We start from the raw sequence: 18,964 nt of genomic DNA on the forward strand, positions 1-18,964 counted from the left end.
ATCTCGCGTTCGCGTGCGCCGGTGGCTGGCGTGATGCGATCCACCATGGAATTCGGGAAAGCGACATTGGCGGAAATCCAGTCGGCAAAGGTCGGGTCGCTCAGCTTGGCGAGACCTGTCACGGCGTCTTCCGTAACATGCCCGTTGCCCGGAATGTTATCACAGGACATGACCGTGAAAGGCTGGACACCCGCCGCCTTTCGCAGTTTCAGCGCCTGAACGATCAGGCCGAATACGGTTTTCGGATGGTCTGGATGCGCGGCATCCGCAACGATATCCGGATGAGCGGGATCGAAAGTCTGGCTCGCCGGATCGATATAGTAACCGCCCTCGGTGATGGTCATCGCAACAATACGTGTGTCCGCTGACGTCAGATAGGCCATCAAGGGCTTGCGCCCTTCCTCGGTTGAAATGGTGACATAGTCGACCATCGACGCAGTGATGCGCGCACCCGCATGATCGGCCTCCTGCTCAACAACGGTGGTCAGCCAGTCCTGCGCCTTGAGCGTATCGCGCATGGCATCGTCGCTTGGCCGCACTCCAGCGCCCACCAGCGCCCAGTCATGCCCCTCGCCGGTGGCAAACAGATCGTCCAGATAGACAGCCTGATGCGCGCGGTGAAAATTGCCGATGCCAAAATGCACGATACCCGGCTTCAATGTGGCTGGGTCGTAGCCGGGCTTGTGCACTTTATCGAAGCTTTGAAGCGTTGCGCGCGATAGCTTGGTCATGAGGGTATCCTTTATTCAAGCGGGTACAAACTGGACTTTCATAGTCGCGGGGTCGCCACCATCCTTGGTGAAGAACGGCAGCATTTCCTCCAGCGGCAGCCGGTGGGAAACGAGCCGCGCCATTGAACCGCCATTTGCGCCGGAAAAGTCCTGTTTCAATATATCCAATGCCTGCGGAATATTACGGTTCAGCGAATGCGAACCGGCAATCCTGATCTGGCGACGGAAAATTTCGAACGGCGCGACCGAAATCCGCGCTTCGGGTGCGCAGACGCCGAACACGAGAACCGTCCCACCGTCGGCGGTGAAACCGACCATGCTTTCCGCCACCTTGGCTATACCGGTGGCGTCGGCGACGAAATCGAAGCTACGCTGACGCTTGTCCAGCGCTTGAGAACCAGACACGACCGGCTCAAGCCCGAGGCTTTCAACGAAGGCCAGTCGGTGCTCGTTGATATCGGCGACAGCGACCTGCGGCACGCCCTGTGCCTTCAGCGACAAGGCCAGCAACAAACCGATGGGGCCTGCCCCGAACACCAGCGCGTTCTCAGTGCCGTGCGAGCCCGTTTTCAATTCCGCCGCGCCGAGCCCGTTCAGCACGCAGGCCAACGGTTCTGCAAGGGCTGCAACATCATAAGGCAGATCGCCAATGGAATGGAGATGGCTGGCATTGACGAGGCTCATGCCTGCAAAGCCGCCATTATGGGTCACGCCATAGGCTTTCAGATCGGAGCAAAGATTGGTCAGCCCCTTGAGGCAGGCGCGGCAATGACCGCATGGAATATTCGGATCAACCGCAACGCGGTCGCCCACTTTCACATTGGTCACGTCTTCGGCCACCGCAACGACAGTGCCCGCATATTCATGCCCCGGCACCAGCGGAAAAGCACTGGACCCGTAGCGGCCATGCAGCACGTCGATGTCGGTGTGACAAAGACCCGATGCCTTGACGTCGATCAGCGCGTGTCCCGGCTGCAATGCCGGTTCCGGCAAATCGGCCAGACCTGCTTCACCATGGCCGGTAAAATAAATCGCTTGCATTGTCTGTCCCGGCCTCGTCTCACGCCATCCAATTGCCGCCGTCGACACCAAAGGTCTGGGCAAGGATATAGTCGCTGTCCGAAGAAGCGAGGAATACCGCCATGCCGGTAATATCTTCCGGCGTCGCGAAACGACCGATCGGCACGGACTTTGCAACCGCAGCTTTTTTCTCGCCCGGCTTCAAGCCTTCCCATTTGGCGAAATTCGCATCCACCACATCCCAATGCTCGCCATCAACCACCCCCGGCGCAATCGCATTGACGTTGATGCCATGCTTGACCAGAGCGAGAGCCGCCGACTGCGTGGCGGAAATCATCGCCGCCTTGGATGCACAATAGAGCGTCACCAGCGCCTCGCCGCGACGACCGGCCTGGCTCGCCATATTGATGATCTTGCCGCCGCGCCCGCGCTTGATCATCACATTCGACACCGCCTTCATCATGAAAAGCGGCCCCTTGAGATTGATGCCGAGCACGCGCTCGTAGCTCTCTTCGGTCAGTTCGTTGATCGGCGCCATGTCGAAGATCGCGGCATTATTGACCAGAATATCGATACCGCCATATTCGGCATCGATGGCGGCCACCACTTTGTCAATTGCGCCCAGATCCGTCACGTCCAGCTTCACTGCCTTAACCGACGGGCCGATACCGCGTGCTGCTTCTTCCGCCCGCTCGATATTGATATCGGCGATAATGACCTTTGCACCCTCTTGCGCATAGGCCGCCGCAAAGCCAAGCCCAATGCCGCGCGCAGCGCCGGTAATAAGGGCAACCTTGTCTTTCAGTCTCATAGACTTTCTCCGGTAATGTAATTAACTTTTTTACGCATTATCCGACGCAAAACCGCTTCGCACTTTTGCTGGAAATGCTTCTTTAACGGTGCGTTTTCTTTTCAGACAGGATCATCGGGTGGCGGTCACGGCGCTGGAGCGACAGGCCATCGGGCGTGAAGAGATGCGCATCGGCGGCATCGAAGCCGAGCCGCGCCGTCTCATGCGCACGGGCCGTGCTATTGCCGCCAGCTTCCGCCACGATCAGGCCGGAAGCCGCATCGTTTTGCACATAGAGATAGGTCTCACCGCCAAGACGCTCGACCACCATGATCTCACCTTCGAGAATGCCGTCATCCACCGGATGCAGATGTTCCGGTCGAACACCGAGCACCAGCGGCGCGCCGGCACTGACACCTTCTGCTGCGACCGGCACCTTGACCGAACGACCATTGGCAAGCTGCACCGTCACGCCGTCGCTATCAACCGCGCTCGCCTTGACCTCGATGAAGTTCATGGTCGGCGATCCGATGAAGCCCGCCACGAAACGATTGACCGGGTGGTGATAAAGCTCAAGCGGCGAACCGACCTGTTCCAGCTTGCCATCACGCAACACGACAATCTTGTCGGCCAGCGTCATGGCCTCAACCTGATCATGCGTGACATAAATCATCGTCGCATTGAGCCGGTCATGCAGGCGCGCCAGCTCGATACGCATCTGCACGCGCAGCGCTGCATCGAGATTGGAAAGCGGCTCGTCGAACAGGAAAATCTTCGGCTCGCGAACCATGGCGCGCCCGATGGCGACACGCTGGCGCTGACCACCCGAAAGCTGTTTCGGTTTGCGATCGAGCAATTTGTCGAGCTGCAATGTCTTCGCTACGTCTTCCACCTTGCGGTCGCGCTCGGCTTTGGCAATCCCTGCAAGCTTGAGCGCGAAACCCATATTGTCGCGCACATTCATATGCGGATAGAGCGCATAGGTCTGGAACACCATCGCAAGCCCGCGCTCATCCGGCGGCGTATCATTGCACTGCTGCCCGTCAATCAGCAGATCACCGCTGGTGATTTCTTCCAGCCCCGCAATCATACGCAAAAGCGTGGACTTTCCCGAACCGGACGGCCCGACGAAGACCACGAATTCGCGGTCTTCGATGTTGAGGTCCACCCCCTTGATGACATCGATATTGCCGAAGGACTTGGTGGCGTTATGAAAAGAAAGCGTAGCCATGGGGTTCCCTTTATTTCACGGCGCCGAAGGTGAGACCGCGCACCAGCTGGCGCTGCGTAACCCAACCGAAGACGAGGATCGGCGCGATGGCGAGCGTGGACGCTGCCGAGAGTTTTGCCCAGAAAAGCCCTTCCGGTGACGAGAAGGACGCGATGAATGCGGTGAGAGGCCCGGCCTGCGAGGCCGTGAGATTGAGGCTCCAGAAGGCTTCGTTCCAGCACAGGATGATGGAAAGAAGCGCCGTCGATGCAATACCGGGCAGGCTCAGCGGCAGGAGCAGATAGCGTATCTGCTGGCCGACCTTCGCCCCGTCCATACGGCTCGCCTCAAGGATTTCATGCGGCACTTCCTTGAAAAAGGAATAGAGCATCCAGACCACAATCGGCAGATTGGAAAGGGTGAAGATAATAATCAGCCCGGTGCGCGTATCGAGAAGCCCGCTGTCGCGCGCCAGAAGATAGATCGGCACCAGAACACCCACCGCAGGCAGCATCTTGGTGGAGAGCATCCACAACAGCAGATCCTTGGTGCGTTTTCCCGGAAAGAAAGCCGCCGCATATGCCGCCGGAACGGCGATCAGCAGAGACAGGATCGTCGCGCCAAGGCTCTCGATCACGCTGTTCATGGCGTAGCGGAAATAGTCGGCGCGCTGATTGACCGCCGCGAAGTTTTCCAGCGTCGGCTCGAAGAACAGCTTTGGCGGAGCGACCGCGTCAATCTCCGTTTTGAATGCCGCAAGCAGCATCCAGAGGATCGGAAAGAACATCAAGAGCGCCACGATCCAGCCAATAATCCCGGCGGAGAGTGCGGCTTTGTTGAACTTGCGTTTTGCAGCCATCGTTCGTCTCCCCTAATTGTCCAGATTGCGCGCCACGGTTCGGATGAGGAACGCGGCAACGATATTGGCGAGGATGATGGCGATGACACCGGCGGCCGAAGCGCCGCCGATATCCCACTGAAGGAGCGCCTTCAGATAGATGAAATAGGTCAGCGTCGTGGTGGCGATACCCGGCCCACCGGATGTGGTGACCAGAATTTCCGCGAAGACCGACAGAAGGAAAATCGTCTCGATCATGATGACGACCGAGATCGGGCGCAACAGATGCGGCAGGACGATATAAAAGAACATCACCGGCCCTTTGGCGCCATCAAGCCGCGCCGCTTCCATCTGCTCGCGGTCGAGCGACTGCATGGCCGTCATCAGGATCAGCGTCGCGAAAGGCACCCACTGCCAGGACACGATCATGATGATCGACGCCATCGGAAACTGCCCGAACCAGTCTATGACGGGCAGCCCGAGACTGCGCGAGATAAAGGCGAACAGCCCGTTGACCGGGTGCATCAGAAGGTTTTTCCAGATCAGCGCCGACACAGTCGGCATGACGAAGAACGGCGCAATGACCAGAAGCCGCGCAATGTTCTTGCCCCAGAAATCCTGATCGAAAATCACAGCGAACAAAACGCCGAACACCACCGAAATGGCAAGAACCGAGCCCAGCAGAATGAGCGTTTTCATGATGGCCGACCAGAGCCCCGGATCGGACAGCAGGAATTTGTAGTTCGAGAAACCGGCAAAACCGGTCACGAAGGGATTGATGAGATTGTAATACTGAAACGAGAACCAGAGCGTCATCGCCAGTGGGACGATCATCCATAGCAAGAGCAGGATGACGGCGGGTGCAAGCAGAGGTCCGGTGCGGACGCTGCGGCGCGATTTAGCGGCAAAGCGCGATTTGGTGCCTGTGGCCAAGGCCGGGTTTGCTGACATGTCTGACGTTCCTCCCCTTCCCGCTTTGATATCGGCTGCGCCTTTTAAGGGTGCAGCGGATCGCGCGAAAATCGAGCCTGCCGCCCTGCTCCTTCAGGCATTTCCAGTAAGGGGCCAAGTGGCTTTGCTGGAAATGCGCAGAAGCGAACGTGCGGCGGCAGGCTGATGGTAACCGGATTACTTGATGTAACCGGCCTGCGTCATGATCTGTTCGGCTTGCTTCTGTGCGCCATCGAGCGCCGCATCGACGCTTTGCTGACCGGCGACAGCCGAAGAGATTGCCTGACCGACAATCGTACCAATCGCCTGGAATTCAGGGATCGCCACGAACTGGATGCCGGTATAGGGGACCGGGTCCTTGGTCGGCTTGGTTGGGTCGGCCGATTCAATAGCCTTGAGAACAGTCTCGGCGAAAGGTGCGGCCTTTTTGTACTCTTCATTGGCATAGGTGGACTGACGCGTGCCCGGCGGAACGGCAACCCAGCCTTCCGATTTGCCCACCAGTTCGACATAGCCCTTCGAGGTCGCCCATTTCAGGAACGACTTTGCGGCTTCCGCCTTCTTGGTCGATGCCGGGATGGCGAGGTTCCAAGACCATGCCCAAGACGACCCGTTCGGCGTCACTTCGACAGGTGCTTTGGTGAAGGCGACCTTGTCGGCAACCTGGCTCTGCTTCGGATCATAGATGCGGCCCGCAGCCGAGGTGGCGTCGATCCACATGGCGCAATGGCCGGTGGAGAACAGCGCCTGATTTTCATTGAAGCCGTTCGAGGTGATTCCGGGAGGGCCTGCTTCCTTCATCAGATCGACGTAGTAATTGATGGCTTTTTTCCAGGTATCGGAGCTCATCTGCGGCTTCCAGCTCTCATCGAACCAGCTGCCGCCAAACGTGTTCACCAGCGTCGAAAGATAGGCCATGTTTTCGCCCCAGCCCGGCTTGCCGCGCAGGCAGAGACCGTACTGTTCTTTCGATTTATCGGTGAGCTTGGTCGCAAATTCCTTGATCTCGGTATAAGTCGGCGCATCCGGCATTTTCAGGCCGGCAGCTTCGAACAGATCCTTGCGATAAAGGGTGAACGAGCTTTCCGCATAGAATGGCACCGCATAAAGCTTGCCATCGACGGTCAGACCAGCGCGCACCGGCTTGATAAGATCGTCATAGTCGTAATCGTCGCCGAGATCATCGACCGCAAGAAGCCATCCGGCCTTACCCCAGATCGGGGTTTCGTAACCGCCGATGGTCATGATGTCGAACTGGCCGCTCTTGGTTGCGATGTCGGTGGTGACACGCTGGCGCAGCACATTTTCTTCAAGCACCACCCAGTTGAGCTTGTTGCCGGTGGCCTTTTCCCATTCCGGCGAAAGCTTCTGCATGATGATCATGTCGGCATTGTTGACCGTTGCGATCGTGAGCTCCTCCGCCCACGCCGAACCGGCAAACATTGCGACGCCAGCGGCAGACGCAATAAGCCCTGTCACATAAGTTTTGGTCCGCATTTCGTCTCCTCCTTTACGAATGCATAGCAAAATTCTTACATATGTAAAATTTATGGCGCGGCTATCCGTAGCTTGTCAAGCACGGTTTTTGATTTTGATTTACGCGACACAAAGACTGCCAATTCGATTGCTTTCGCGGCGGAAATAACGGATTTTCCTCCACGCGACTTGACCCCGAAATTATCTTAGCACATTCAGATATGCACTGCATCGGTGCAAGTGTTTGATATTGTCCGCTTGACCTTTGCTTCAGCCTTTGACAGTTTGACTTGGCCTTGCCTTGAAAAACTTCGGGGCGGGTCTGGTTGGAGGAACATCCTGAAATTATTGGGAAACAAGCTGCAGACCACGTGTCATGCATCTCTGGGTCAGCTCATCTTGACCCGACCGATAGCAGGAGAATGTGAGCTACCACCGCAAGAAATTGCAGCGGGTAGCTGACGGACAGGACAGAGAACCGTGCGCAAAACCATACGCACCATGGAAGACTTTTCGGAATTCGTCGGGCTGTCTCGCCCTACGGTTTCCAAATATTTCAACGATCCAACATCCGTCCGCCCGAAGACCCGCGAGATCATAGAAGCGGCCGTCAAGCAGTCCGGCTTTCGTCCAAATCTTTTCGCGGTGAACCTTAATCGTCGTCGCACGACAATTTTGGGAATCATTATTCCCAACCAGCTCGATCATTTCTACATGGCCATGACGCGTAGGCTCCAAACGCTGGCCGAGCAGCGTGGATATCTGACCGTTGTCCTGTCGTCGGACGGCAAGCCGGAGCTGGAAAAGCGCGCGATTGAAACGCTGCGCTCGCTCAATGTCGCAGGGGCCATTATCGCACCGCTTGGTGAACAATCGCAGCATTCCGCGCTGGCGCGTCTCGCCGATGACGTCCCCATCGTCTATGTCGACTCGCCGCTCGACAGCACGTCGCCCTTTGTCGGCACCGACAACCAAAAATCCTTCCACCTGATCGTGGATTATCTCTGCCGTTCCGGCAGCGAACCTTGCTATTTCTCGATGCCGATTGTGAACAACAACGCCATCAAGCGGCGCGAAGCCTATACGACCGCGATGGAAAAGCTCGGTCACGAGCCACGCATCATCGAGCTGGAACCGAGCCGCAGCTGGGATTTCGAACAATATGCCTTCGAGCAAACGGCCCGCATCATGCGCGAGAAGGCTAGTTTTCCGACCTCGACGGTGCTCTGCTCCAACGACCGTATCGCCTTTGGTGTTACGGGGGCTCTCTGGCAGGCAGGGCTGAAAATTGGCAGGCTCAAGGATTGCGATATTCGCGTTGCCGGTCACGACAACAATCCGCTGTCGGAATATACCTGTCCGCCGCTCACCACAGTTGCACAGGATTATAACGAAATCGGCAGGCTGGCGATTGAGCTTCTTTTCCGCACATTGGGCGAAGATTCCGAAGACCGGCTCGAACTGCCTGAAAGTAACCGCATCCTGCTGAATGCCGAGATCAAGCTGAGAATGTCGGCTTAAAGCATTTCCAGCAAAAGTGTGATGCGGTTCTTCATAGGATAACGCGACGGGAAAGAATCTGTCAGGCCGAACTGCGCATGATCAGATGGCTGTCGAGATAGCGGATATCCTCGCCGGTTGCCGCGCTGCTGTCCTGTTCATTGATGCGAGAGAACAGCATATCCAGACCGAGCTGCGCGATCTGACGGTAATCCTGTGCTACCGTCGTCAAGGGCGGGCAGGTGAAGCGGCTGAGCGGATGATCGTCGTGTCCGGCAACCCGCAGATCGCTGCCTTCTTCGCGCCCGACGTGACGCCTGCGCTCAAAAGCGGCTGAAATCACACCGAAAGCCAGGCGATCATTGGCGCAGAGAACCGTGCGCGTCGGAAAACCGCCCCGGTCGAGAATACGCCCGGCCTCCTGATAGCCAAGCTCTTCAAAACTCCAGTTTTTTGGCGTCATCGGCAAAACGATGGGCTCGATGCCCAGCCGTTCCATCGTGGCGATATAGGCCGCGCGGCGCTCAAGCGCGTTCTGGTTGACGGCAGGCATTTCCAGAAAACACGGATGCTCGCCGGTCCGGCACAGATATTCTGTGATATTGCCGATGCTGACCCGGTTGTCGGTGCCGACAAAGGGCTGGTCCTCGCCGATACGGCTGTCCAGAAACACCACAGGCATCGAATCGGAAAGGCTGGTCAGAAGCTTGGTGTCGGTTTCAAAACCGAGCGGCGCCATCAGAACACCGGCAATCTTGAGCGACATCAGCGAACGCATGGCGCGTGCTTCAAGCTTGCGCTCGCCATGCGACGACAGAACGATGGTCCAGTAACCTTCGGCGAGGCATCGCAATTCGATCTGGCGAATGATTTCGGCGTAGAACGGGTCTGAAATATGCGGAACGATGACGCCGATATTTTTCGGCTTCTTGCGGTTGAGACTGACGGCAAAAATATTGGGCTGATAGTTGTGGTCCTTCAACGCCTTTTCGATGCGGGCGCGCGTCGAAGGCTTTACGCTTTCAGGATTATCGAAATATTTCGAGACCGTAGGACGCGACAAACCGCTCGCCACGGCGAACTCCTCCATCGTCCTGATCTTGTTTTCAGCCATGCTCCGCTTTCCTCGGGCTCTTCCCGACCGGGTGCCGAGACGCTCTCTCCACGCCTCAAGATTTTTCCATGCGTAAATTTTTTTCTTCGCAGAAGCAACTTGAATTTCGCCCACATAGGTGCCCAATCCAGTGGCACGAGCTTATAAGTTCCGTCAGACAGTCGAGAACTGACACTTCAAAGGCAAATTTAAATCGTTATAAATTTTACACGTGGAAAATAATATATTGACACGTTGAACAAGCTCCATCATGTCTAGAGAAGCTCGATAATGAGCTGAAGGCACCTGCCCTTCCGGGAGGTTTGAAGACTGACGCAAAGTGCTGCGGTCCGATGAACCAGCAGGTAAGTCATCATTCATGTCCCTGTTAGAAGGACAGCCCGGCAGACGCCGGTTCATTCGGAGGAAATCATGTTTCGCAATTCTCTCGGCCGCATTCTCTTTTCCGGCGTCGCTTTGGCCATGATGGCAGGCGCTGCCTCTGCCGAAGGTGTTGGCGCATCGCTTCTCACCCAGCAGCATCCTTTCTACATCTCGCTCGCAGAAGCGATGAAGAAGGAAGCGCAGGCAGAAAACGTGCCGCTCGAAATCTCCATCGCCAATCAGGATCTGAGCAAGCAGCTCGCCGATGTGGAAGATTTCATCACCAAGGGCGTTGATGTCATCATCATATCGCCGGTTGACAGCAAGGGCGTTCGCTCGGCCATCAACAAGGCTGAAAAAGCTGGCATCAAGGTCATCACCGTCGACGTGCCTGCAAACAATGTGGACGTGACATCCTTCGTCGGCACTGACAACTTTGCCGGTGGCGAACGCGCTGCCGAGCTGATGGCCAAGACCATCGGCGAGAAGGGCAATGTCGCCGTCATCGACTACCCGACGGTTCAGTCGGTTGTTGACCGCATCGAAGGCTTCAAGAAGGGTATCGCCAAGTATCTGGACATCAAGATCGTGGCGATCCAGCCGGGCATCACCCGTCCGGAAGCTCTGGCCACCGCGCAGAACATCCTGCAGGCCAATCCGGATATCGTTGGCATCTTCGGCTTCGGCGACGATGCTGCACTGGCTGCCGCATCGGCTGTGAAAGCCGCCAAGCTTGAAAACCAAGTCAAGGTAATCGGCTTTGACGGCATGGAAGAAGCCCGCAACGCCGTGAAGAACGACCCGATCATGGTTGGCGTTATCGCGCAGTATCCGAACCAGATGGGCAAGGTTGCGGTTGAAACCGCCGTCAAGGTCATCAAGGGCGAGAGCGTTCCGGCCAAGCAGCCAATCGTTCCGGGCGTCGTCACCAAGGACGGCGAAACCAAGTAAGACCGCGTGAAGCAGCGACACTCCTCCCAGTCGCTGTTTCCTTTCAGCGTGTGGCGGCCAGGAAAGCCTCCCCTTTCCGAGCCGCCACCGCATCCCTTTAGACAGCAGCACTGCGCGACCCCGGTAACATCCGGTTCGTGACAGACTGCAGCAAACGGAGCGCGGAGGCCTTAAAAGTGACAGATCCTGTGACAGCCACCAAATCCGAACAGAAGACGGCAGCAGATACGGTTCTGGAAATTCGCGATGTCGCGAAGTCTTTCGGCCCGGTCATCGCGCTGAAGCGCATGAACCTGACGGTGCGTCGTGGTCGCGTGCACACGCTGCTCGGCGAAAACGGCGCCGGCAAATCCACGCTGATGAAGATTTTGGCCGGCGTGTTCAAGCCAACATCCGGCACTATTTTGCTCAAAGGCGCGGCCTATGCGCCAAAGAATCCGCGCGACGCGCGCGCCAGCGGCATTGCTATCGTCTTTCAGGAATTGAGCCTCTCCCGCAACCTGACTGTTGCTGAGAATATTTTCGCGAACCACGAGCCAAGCCGTTTCGGCTTCATCCGCGAGCGCGAGCTGAACGCGGAAGCGACCAGGCTTGTTGCGGATCTCGGACTTCCGGTCGATCCGCGCGCCAAGGTCGCCGATCTTTCGATTGCCCAGCGCCAGCTCGTCGAAATCGCCAAGGGATTGAGCCAGCCTGCTGACGTCGTCATTCTGGATGAGCCGACTTCGTCGCTGTCCGACAGCGAAGCGGAAATTCTGTTTTCGATCATTGAGCGCCTGAAGACACAAGGCACTGCCGTCATCTATATTTCGCACCGCATGGAAGAAATCATGCGGCTTTCCGACGACATTACAGTTGTTCGCGATGGCGAATATGTCACGACCGCCGAAAAGAGCGAGACCAGCATCGACCGTCTGATCGCGCTGATGGTCGGCCGCGAGATGAACGACATCTACCCGCCGCGCGAAGCGCCGCGTCCCTCGGAAAATGTTCCGCCGATTCTGGCGACGAAGAACCTCTCCGTGCCGGGCAAATTTCACGATGTCACCATCGATGTGAAGCCCGGCGAAGTTCTCGGGCTGTTCGGGTTGGTCGGTTCTGGCCGTTCCGATGTGATGAAGGCGCTGTTCGGCATGCTGCGGCCCACGGGCGAAATCAGGCTCGACGGTAAGGTCATCACGCTTTCCTCGCCGACCGATGCTATTCGCAACGGCATTGCTTTCGTGACCGAGAACCGCAAGGAAGAAGGTCTTGTTCTTCCGCATAGCGTCGAGCGCAACATTAACATGGTTGGGCTCGGACAGCTGGCCGGGCCTTTCGGCCTGATGCGCTCCAGAGCAGAGCGCTCCGCTGCCAAGGCGGAAGTGCTGCGTCTGGCCATCAAGACAGCATCCATCGACACGGTTGCCGGATCGCTCAGCGGCGGCAACCAGCAGAAGATCGTGCTGGCAAAGTGGCTGCAGACAAAGCCGCGCATCCTCATTCTCGACGAGCCGACGCGCGGTGTCGATGTCGGCGCGAAATTCGAAATCTATCGCATCATCCGTGAACTTGCCGCCAATGGCGCGGCGATCCTGATGGTTTCCTCCGAACTGCCGGAAGTGCTGGGTCTCAGCGACCGTGTGGCCGTCATGCATAACAAGCATGTCGCCGCCATTGTCGATGCCGATGGCCTCACCCCCGAAACCGTCATGAGCTACGCAGCAGGAATGCACATATGAGCAACGTACCAAATCTCCAGAAGAAAGCAGTGGACGCGGAAGTCCGCCGTTCGCTTTTCAGCTCCCCGCTGATCCGTCAATATGGCGGCATCATCATCTCGCTGGCCGTGCTCTGCGTGGTCTTCGCAGTGTTGAACCCGCGCTTTCTCGCCTTCAACAACTTCATGAACATCATGCAGCAGGTGGCGGTGATTGCCGTTGCCGCCTATGGCATGACCTATGTGATCCTGCTCGGCGAAATCGACCTGTCCATCGGTTCGATCATCGCGGTTTCCGGCATGGTGGCGGCGCAAGCCTTTGCCATGGGTTTCGGTTTTGTGCCAACAGTCGTTTTCACCCTTGCAGCGGGCGCCATCATGGGCGGGCTGAACGGTGTGCTGTCGGCAAAGCTCATGCTGCCATCCTTCATCGTGACCGTTGCAACAATGGGCATCTATCGCGGCATGGTCAGTCTGCCGACCAATGGCGCGCCTGAAATCATCGAAAACGACACATGGCTCGCCATCGGTTCGGAGAATTGGCTCGGACTGCCGATCATCATCTGGATTGTCGGCGTCCTGTTCATCTTGAACTATATCCTGCTGTCGAAGACCGTTTTTGGCCGCCGCATCTATCTGTCAGGCGGCAACAAGGAAGCGGCGATCTATTCGGGTATCCGCGTCGACCGCATCAAGATCATCGTCTTCATGCTTTCGGGCGTCATGGCGGCGATCAGCGGCATTCTCCTGTCGTCGCGCCTGTCCTCGGCGCAGACCAATGCGGGCATGGGCTACGAACTCGACGCCATTGCGGCGGTCGTGCTGGGCGGCACCTCGCTTGCTGGCAGCGTCGGCACCATGGTTGGCACCATCCTCGGCGCGCTCATTATAGGCGTCATCAATAACGGCATGAACATGCTGTCGGTGCCTTACTTCTATCAGCTCATCGTCAAGGGCGTGGTCATTCTGGTCGCGGTCTGGCTCGATGTGCGCTCGAAATCCGTTCGTACGTAATCGCGGTGCAGCTTATGAAAAAGATCATCACCATCGGCGAAATCGTCGTCGAGATCATGGCCGTGGAAACCGGCAACGGTTTCAAGTCTGCCATCCCGTTGATCGGCCCGTTCGCTTCCGGCGCGCCTGCGATCTTTATCGATCAGGCGGCCAAGATGGGCCAGCCTTGCGGCATGGTCAGCGCGGTGGGCAATGACGATTTCGGTGCGCTCAATGTCGAGCGCCTGCAAAGAGATGGCGTTGATGTTTCGGCCATCGGCGTACATCCGACAGCCGCCACCGGCAGCGCCTTCGTGCGGTATCGCCCGGATGGCAATCGCGATTTCATCTTCAACATCAAGCACAGCGCATGCAGTGCAATCGGCCTGACGCCGGAAGCTGAAAGGCTGATCGAGACCGCCGATCACCTGCATATCATGGGTTCGGCCCTGTTCTCCGATGGCATTGTTTCGGCGATCCACGAGGCGACAATCCGCATCAAGGCGAAGGGCGGCACAGTGTCCTTCGACCCGAATATCCGCAAGGAAATGCTGGAATTGCCAGGCATGCGCCAGGCACTGGCCCATGCGCTGGAAAACACCGACCTGTTCATGCCAAGCGGCCCGGAAATCTTCCTCTTCACCAAGGCGACCGAGGAAAAGGCCGCCGTAGAAGAACTGCTGACGCGCGGTATCAAAGCCGTAGTGGTCAAGCGCGGTGCTGAAGGCGCAAGCTATTTCGACCAGTCCGGCGAAGTCTTCGCACCTGCTTTCAAGGTCGAGGAAATCGACCCAACCGGAGCAGGCGACAGTTTTGGCGCAGCATTCGTTACCTGCTGGCTGCGCGACATGGCTCCGAAGGAAGCTCTGATCATCGCCAACGCCACCGGCGCGCGCGCCGTTGGTGTCAAAGGTCCGATGGAGGGCACCTCGACCATGGCCGAAATTGAAGCCTTCCTTCAGAAAAACGGAGTTCCAGCATGAGCAGCACGAACGTTCTGAGCGCACTTCCCGCACGTTACGCCCGCGGCGTTCGCGGCGGCATCACGTCGATCTGCTCTGCGCATCCGCTGGTGATCGAGGCAGCCCTTCTCGAAGGCATCGCGACCAACACGGACGTGCTGATCGAAGCCACCTGCAATCAGGTCAATCAGGATGGCGGCTATACGGGCATGACGCCTGCCGATTTCCGTCGCTTTGTGGAAGATATCGCGGCTCGCGTCGGCTTCGACACCAAGCGGCTTATTCTGGGCGGCGACCATCTCGGTCCGAACCCGTGGAAGCATCTGCCTGCTGAAGAAGCCCTGCTGAAATCGGATGTCATGATCGATGCCTTCGTGCGCGCAGGCTTCACCAAGATCCATCTCGACACGTCGATGGGTTGCGCTGGCGAACCGGTCGCGCTGCCTGATGCCGTGACCGCCGAGCGCGCCGCGCGTCTGGCCAAGGTTTCTGAAGCAGCGGCCCGTGAAGCCGGATACGACCTGCCGGTCTATATCATCGGAACGGAAGTCCCGATCCCCGGCGGCGCTATGGAAGAAATCGAAGAGCTGGAACTGACCAAGCCGGGTGCTGCGGTCGAAACTGTCGCCATTCACCGCAAGGCTTTCGCCGCACTTGGACTGGAAGACGCCTTTGCCCGCGCCATCGGCGTGGTGGTGCAACCGGGTGTCGAATTCGGCAACGAAAATGTTGTCTTCTACAACAGCGAGAAGGCGACGGCGCTGAGCGGCGTTATCAGCGAAATGCCGCAATTCGTTTTTGAAGCGCATTCGACCGACTATCAGCCGGTGGAAGCGCTTTCCGATCTGGTGCACGATGGTTTCGCCATTTTGAAAGTCGGCCCCGGCCTCACTTTCGCACTGCGCGAGGCGCTTTACGGCCTCGACCAGATTGCGGCTTTCCTCGACAAGCTGCCGGAAGAAGAAACCCTGCGCGGCAAAATGGAAGCCCTGCTTCTGGCCGAGCCGAAGAACTGGGAAAAGTATTATCACGGCGATGCGGAAGAACTGCGTCTGCAACGCCATTTCTCCTATAGCGACCGCATCCGCTATTACTGGCCACACCCGGTGGCAACCACTGCCGTTGATGCGCTCTTGAAGCGTCTGGAAGGTCGCAAGATACCGGAAACGCTGATCAGCCAGTATTTGGGCACACTTTATCCGGCTGTCGCCTCCGGTGACGTCGAGCCGACACCGCACGCCCTGATGGTGGAAGCCGTCCGCAATGTCGTGCGCACTTATGGCAAGGCTGTAGCCTAAATTTCAAGAACAGCTTGCGCCCGAAACGGGCGCAAGCCTTTGCCTATTTCTCTGGCGCAAGCCGTGCCAGAAAATCGTCGCACCATCGTGTGACGTCGTGGGTTTTCAGAAAATCCATCATGCCGTTAAAGCGCTCCTGCCGTTCTTCCAGCTGCATGGAAAGTGCCCGCGCTATCGCATAGGCCACCGCTTCCGTGTCATAGGGATTGACCAGTACCGCGCCGTCCAGTTCCTGCGCAGCACCAGCAAAGCGTGAGAGCACAAGCACACCCGGATCATCGGGGTCTTGCGCCGCAACATATTCCTTTGCAACGAGATTCATGCCATCACGCAGCGGCGTGACCAGCCCCACTTTCGACAAGCGATAAAGCCCGGCCAGCACATCACGGTTGAGAGACCGGTTGATATAGCGGATCGGCGTCCAGTCGAAGGTCGCATTGGCGCCATTGATGCGCCCGGCCATTTCCGCTACCTCCCGCTGCATCGCCTTATATTCCGGCACCTCGGTGCGAGACTTCGGCGTGACCTGCAAGAAGGTGACATTGCCGCGATTGACCGGATCGATTTTCATGAAATGCTCGAAAGCTTCGAGCCGATTGGTAATCCCCTTGGAATAATCCAGCCTGTCGACGCCGATGATCAGATCGCGCCCGCTCATGCTGGCGCGCATGCGCTTTACAGAGGCACTGTTCTGCGTCTTCTGAGCAATCTCGGCAAAGATCTCCGTTTCGATACCAATGCCAAAACTGTCCACGCTGAAACTGCGCCCGAATGCTTCGAAGCGGCGGGGTTCTATCTGTTTGCCGATCTTTTCACGCCGCAAACCACCAATGAAATTCTCGACATCGTTTTCAGTCTGGAACCCGACGAGATCATAGGCCGTCAAGCCGCGAATGATCGCCTCATGCACCGGTAGCGTCAAAAGCAGATCAGCCGGTGGCCAGGGAATATGCATGAAAAAGCCGATGCGATTTTCCACACCGCAGCGCCGCAACTCTTCGGCCAGCGGGATCAGATGATAATCATGCACCCAGATGATGTCGTCCGGCTCAAGCAGCGGCAGCAATTGCTGTGCGAACAACCGGTTCACGCGGAAATATCCCGCCATGTCCTTACGGGTATAATCGATCAGGTCGAGCCGGTAATGACAAAGCGGCCACAACATTCGGTTGGCGAAGCCAGCGTAATATTCGTCGATATCTTTCTTTTGCAGGCTCAACAGCGCGTAGCTGATCGGCCCCACCTGCTTTGTTTCAAGCTGGTGTGTCTGCCTGCCGGACAATGTTTCACCCGACCAGCCAAACCAGACCCCGCCGCGCACATTCAAAGCCGCCTGCAAGGCGACGGCCAATCCTCCCGCCGGCGCTTTCCCTTGCTTGTCCGGCAAGGGCACCCGGTTGGAAACCACGACAAGGCGTCCCACTCGTCTCTCCTTTCATCGTATTATTGCTCACCCGCCATTTCGATCACCCATGCCCGCAAGGCTTCCGGCGAGGCAACCCTGTCAGTGGACAGATCGCCGATCGCATCGCCCACCGCAACGCCCAACCCGCCCATATCCATCGCTGCCTGCAGCATCGGCACATCCGTCAGATCGTCGCCGAAGGCGATCGGAAGACGCCCGGCAAAGGCCGCGCTCCGCATCAAACGGCGCAAGGCATCTCCTTTATCGCCATGACGCGAACGCAGTTCGAAGACATATTTACCAGCCTGCACACACCAGTCAGGACCAGCCAGCTTTTCCGCCGCATCGATCAGCTCGCGGGCGATGTCTTCCTTGCCGGGCGCAGCCCTGAAATGGACAGCGATGGCATTGCCCTTATCCTCGACGAGAAGACCGGTAATCCCCGCCTGCGTCTGACGAATGAAATCCTTGGCACGCTCGAACTGTTCGCCGGGTTCCAGCATCTCGACATGCCCCGATGGCAGGCGAAACTCGGTGCCATGCAATGCCGCAACAGCGCCGGAATAAGACGGAAAACGCTCCGCCACAAATTCCAGCGGGCGTCCGGTCACAAGCGCCACAGCACCGGACAGACGCTGGCGCAGTTTTTCCAGTGCGGTCACCAGTGCTGGATCGACCACGACGCTGTCCGGCGTCGGTGCCAGATCCAGCAAGGTTCCGTCTATGTCGAAGAAAAGCGCATATCCGGCATTATCCGTCGATAGCGCCGCAAGCGAGGTGCTTTCTGAATTCGCTTTTGAAACGTGCATGAATTTCAAACCCCTCACAGCGTGAATGGTTCCCTATTTCATGCAGGCGCCTGAGCACGGCTAGAAAGTTTCATTCAAGCCGTGCGCGGTGTTTTCCTTTTGAACAGCACTGCCGCCAGACCAAGGATCAGGGTTCCCGCGATAAACAGGAAGGCTGCAGCGGCAATCGCCGGGCTGATGTTTTCGCGGATCGTGGAAAACATCTGTCGGGCCAGCGTTCGCTGGTTTGGCCCGGCGACGAACAGCGTCAGCACCACCTCGTCCAGCGACGTGGCGAAGGCCAGCACGGCACCTGAAACCACGCCAGGCATGGCAAGCGGCAAAGTCACCCGGCGAAACACAGTCAGCGGCGATGCGCCAAGGCTTTCCGCGGCAAGTTCCACCCGCCGATCGATGCCTGCCAGCGCGCCGGTGACGCTCACCATCACGAACGGGATCGACACCACCGTATGCGCGACGATGACCCCGAAATAGGAATTCGCGATCCCCAGCCGGACAAACAGCAATTGCATGCCGACGCCCATCACCACCGCAGGCACGACCATCGGTAGCAGAAACAGCGTACGGATCGGGCCCGACAGGAACAGCGCCCGATTGCGCAGGCCAAGTGCTGCCATTGTGCCAAGCACCGTCGCCAGCGCCATCGTGCCAGTGCCGATGATCAGGCTGTTGACGATGGCGCGTCGCCAGGCATCGGCCGTTGCCAGTTCTTCGAACCAGCGCATCGACCAGCTCGGCACCGGATAGGTGAGAAACACGCTTGAGGTGAACGCCAGTGGCAGAATGGCAAACAACGGCGCGACAAGAAAAATGACCGCGGCAACGCCGAAAATGATTTTGACGGGACGGCCCAT

16 protein-coding genes and 1 pseudogene are annotated in these 18,964 nt (G+C 57.8%); 6 read left to right on the top strand and 11 right to left on the bottom strand.

The features are described 5' to 3' along the window. The 7 genes and pseudogenes from FHW03_RS14075 to FHW03_RS14105 all read right to left on the bottom strand — a co-directional run. A pseudogene (locus FHW03_RS14075) lies at nucleotides 1-731 on the bottom strand (mannitol dehydrogenase family protein); the annotation flags it as partial. Between the two features lie 15 nt (nucleotides 732-746). Then, nucleotides 747-1,772: a zinc-dependent alcohol dehydrogenase family protein gene (locus tag FHW03_RS14080; RefSeq protein WP_182521200.1), complete on the bottom strand. Its 1,026-nt coding sequence runs from the start codon at nucleotides 1,770-1,772 to the stop codon at nucleotides 747-749. A gap of 19 nt (nucleotides 1,773-1,791) precedes the next feature. Next, entirely contained in the window at nucleotides 1,792-2,562 is a 771-nt protein-coding gene (locus tag FHW03_RS14085) for an L-iditol 2-dehydrogenase (protein WP_182521201.1), read from the bottom strand. A gap of 82 nt (nucleotides 2,563-2,644) precedes the next feature. Next, nucleotides 2,645-3,772, bottom strand: a complete 1,128-nt coding sequence (locus FHW03_RS14090; protein ID WP_182521202.1) for a sn-glycerol-3-phosphate ABC transporter ATP-binding protein UgpC — start codon at nucleotides 3,770-3,772, stop codon at nucleotides 2,645-2,647. Nucleotides 3,773-3,782: 10 nt separating this feature from the next. Continuing rightward, the gene (locus FHW03_RS14095; protein ID WP_182521203.1) at nucleotides 3,783-4,610 is read right to left on the bottom strand and encodes a carbohydrate ABC transporter permease; all 828 of its coding nucleotides are present in this window, start codon (nucleotides 4,608-4,610) and stop codon (nucleotides 3,783-3,785) included. Between the two features lie 12 nt (nucleotides 4,611-4,622). Then, nucleotides 4,623-5,540 carry a carbohydrate ABC transporter permease gene (locus tag FHW03_RS14100; RefSeq protein WP_138787009.1) on the bottom strand — a complete coding sequence of 306 codons (918 nt, stop codon included), beginning with the start codon at nucleotides 5,538-5,540 and terminating at the stop codon, nucleotides 4,623-4,625. A gap of 177 nt (nucleotides 5,541-5,717) precedes the next feature. Further along, complete coding sequence (locus FHW03_RS14105) at nucleotides 5,718-7,037, bottom strand: sugar ABC transporter substrate-binding protein (protein ID WP_182521204.1); 1,320 nt, start codon at nucleotides 7,035-7,037, stop codon at nucleotides 5,718-5,720. Nucleotides 7,038-7,517: 480 nt separating this feature from the next. On the opposite strand from FHW03_RS14105, the gene FHW03_RS14110 reads away from it, so the two are divergent. Further along, on the top strand, nucleotides 7,518-8,537 hold the full coding sequence (locus FHW03_RS14110) for a LacI family DNA-binding transcriptional regulator (protein WP_078338351.1): 1,020 nt from the start codon (nucleotides 7,518-7,520) through the stop codon (nucleotides 8,535-8,537). A gap of 61 nt (nucleotides 8,538-8,598) precedes the next feature. Here FHW03_RS14110 and FHW03_RS14115 read toward each other — a convergent pair whose 3' ends face one another. Further along, nucleotides 8,599-9,630, bottom strand: a complete 1,032-nt coding sequence (locus tag FHW03_RS14115) for a LacI family DNA-binding transcriptional regulator (RefSeq protein ID WP_151589804.1) — start codon at nucleotides 9,628-9,630, stop codon at nucleotides 8,599-8,601. Between the two features lie 411 nt (nucleotides 9,631-10,041). Here FHW03_RS14115 and FHW03_RS14120 point away from each other — a divergent pair, with 411 nt between their 5' ends. The 5 genes from FHW03_RS14120 (at nucleotide 10,042) to FHW03_RS14140 (ending at nucleotide 15,896) form a co-directional block, all read left to right on the top strand. After that, a complete protein-coding gene (locus FHW03_RS14120; protein ID WP_182521205.1) occupies nucleotides 10,042-10,944 on the top strand; it encodes a substrate-binding domain-containing protein in 903 nt (300 codons plus the stop codon). 176 nt (nucleotides 10,945-11,120) lie between these two features. Continuing rightward, nucleotides 11,121-12,665 (top strand): sugar ABC transporter ATP-binding protein, encoded by a 1,545-nt coding sequence (locus FHW03_RS14125; protein WP_182521206.1) that lies wholly within the window; start codon nucleotides 11,121-11,123, stop codon nucleotides 12,663-12,665. Continuing rightward, nucleotides 12,662-13,657 (top strand): ABC transporter permease, encoded by a 996-nt coding sequence (locus FHW03_RS14130; RefSeq protein ID WP_377514844.1) that lies wholly within the window; start codon nucleotides 12,662-12,664, stop codon nucleotides 13,655-13,657. The genes FHW03_RS14125 and FHW03_RS14130 overlap by 4 nt, the downstream gene beginning before the upstream one ends. 14 nt (nucleotides 13,658-13,671) lie before the next feature. Further along, nucleotides 13,672-14,619 carry a sugar kinase gene (locus FHW03_RS14135; RefSeq protein WP_182521207.1) on the top strand — a complete coding sequence of 316 codons (948 nt, stop codon included), beginning with the start codon at nucleotides 13,672-13,674 and terminating at the stop codon, nucleotides 14,617-14,619. Beyond that, entirely contained in the window at nucleotides 14,616-15,896 is a 1,281-nt protein-coding gene (locus FHW03_RS14140) for a D-tagatose-bisphosphate aldolase, class II, non-catalytic subunit (protein ID WP_182521208.1), read from the top strand. The genes FHW03_RS14135 and FHW03_RS14140 overlap by 4 nt, the downstream gene beginning before the upstream one ends. Before the next feature lie 43 nt (nucleotides 15,897-15,939). On the opposite strand, the gene otsA is transcribed toward FHW03_RS14140, so the two are convergent. From otsA to FHW03_RS14155, 3 genes are all read right to left on the bottom strand, one after another. Next, nucleotides 15,940-17,319, bottom strand: coding sequence for an alpha,alpha-trehalose-phosphate synthase (UDP-forming) (gene otsA / locus FHW03_RS14145; protein ID WP_182521209.1), 1,380 nt, complete (start codon nucleotides 17,317-17,319; stop codon nucleotides 15,940-15,942). Nucleotides 17,320-17,339: 20 nt separating this feature from the next. Then, complete coding sequence (otsB, locus tag FHW03_RS14150) at nucleotides 17,340-18,110, bottom strand: trehalose-phosphatase (protein ID WP_182521210.1); 771 nt, start codon at nucleotides 18,108-18,110, stop codon at nucleotides 17,340-17,342. Nucleotides 18,111-18,184: 74 nt separating this feature from the next. Beyond that, nucleotides 18,185-18,964, bottom strand: coding sequence for an ABC transporter permease (locus tag FHW03_RS14155; RefSeq protein ID WP_182521211.1), 780 nt, complete (start codon nucleotides 18,962-18,964; stop codon nucleotides 18,185-18,187).

The sequence above is a fragment of the Ochrobactrum sp. RH2CCR150 genome (genome assembly GCA_014138095.1).
Taxonomy (GTDB): Bacteria; Pseudomonadota; Alphaproteobacteria; order Rhizobiales; family Rhizobiaceae; genus Brucella; species Brucella gambitense.

Bases quoted from the DNA above. Each gene is read 5' to 3' on its own strand.
- FHW03_RS14090 (WP_182521202.1), bottom strand. From the start codon at position 3,772: ATGGCTACGCTTTCTTTTCATAACGCCACCAAGTCCTTCGGCAATATC.
- FHW03_RS14110 (WP_078338351.1), top strand. From the start codon at position 7,518: ATGGAAGACTTTTCGGAATTCGTCGGGCTGTCTCGCCCTACGGTTTCC.
- FHW03_RS14105 (WP_182521204.1), bottom strand. From the start codon at position 7,037: ATGCGGACCAAAACTTATGTGACAGGGCTTATTGCGTCTGCCGCTGGC.
- FHW03_RS14085 (WP_182521201.1), bottom strand. From the start codon at position 2,562: ATGAGACTGAAAGACAAGGTTGCCCTTATTACCGGCGCTGCGCGCGGC.
- FHW03_RS14130 (WP_377514844.1), top strand. From the start codon at position 12,662: ATGAGCAACGTACCAAATCTCCAGAAGAAAGCAGTGGACGCGGAAGTC.
- FHW03_RS14095 (WP_182521203.1), bottom strand. From the start codon at position 4,610: ATGGCTGCAAAACGCAAGTTCAACAAAGCCGCACTCTCCGCCGGGATT.
- FHW03_RS14120 (WP_182521205.1), top strand. From the start codon at position 10,042: ATGTTTCGCAATTCTCTCGGCCGCATTCTCTTTTCCGGCGTCGCTTTG.
- FHW03_RS14135 (WP_182521207.1), top strand. From the start codon at position 13,672: ATGAAAAAGATCATCACCATCGGCGAAATCGTCGTCGAGATCATGGCC.
- otsB (WP_182521210.1), bottom strand. From the start codon at position 18,110: ATGCACGTTTCAAAAGCGAATTCAGAAAGCACCTCGCTTGCGGCGCTA.
- FHW03_RS14100 (WP_138787009.1), bottom strand. From the start codon at position 5,540: ATGTCAGCAAACCCGGCCTTGGCCACAGGCACCAAATCGCGCTTTGCC.
- FHW03_RS14155 (WP_182521211.1), bottom strand. From the start codon at position 18,964: ATGGGCCGTCCCGTCAAAATCATTTTCGGCGTTGCCGCGGTCATTTTT.
- FHW03_RS14115 (WP_151589804.1), bottom strand. From the start codon at position 9,630: ATGGCTGAAAACAAGATCAGGACGATGGAGGAGTTCGCCGTGGCGAGC.
- FHW03_RS14080 (WP_182521200.1), bottom strand. From the start codon at position 1,772: ATGCAAGCGATTTATTTTACCGGCCATGGTGAAGCAGGTCTGGCCGAT.
- FHW03_RS14140 (WP_182521208.1), top strand. From the start codon at position 14,616: ATGAGCAGCACGAACGTTCTGAGCGCACTTCCCGCACGTTACGCCCGC.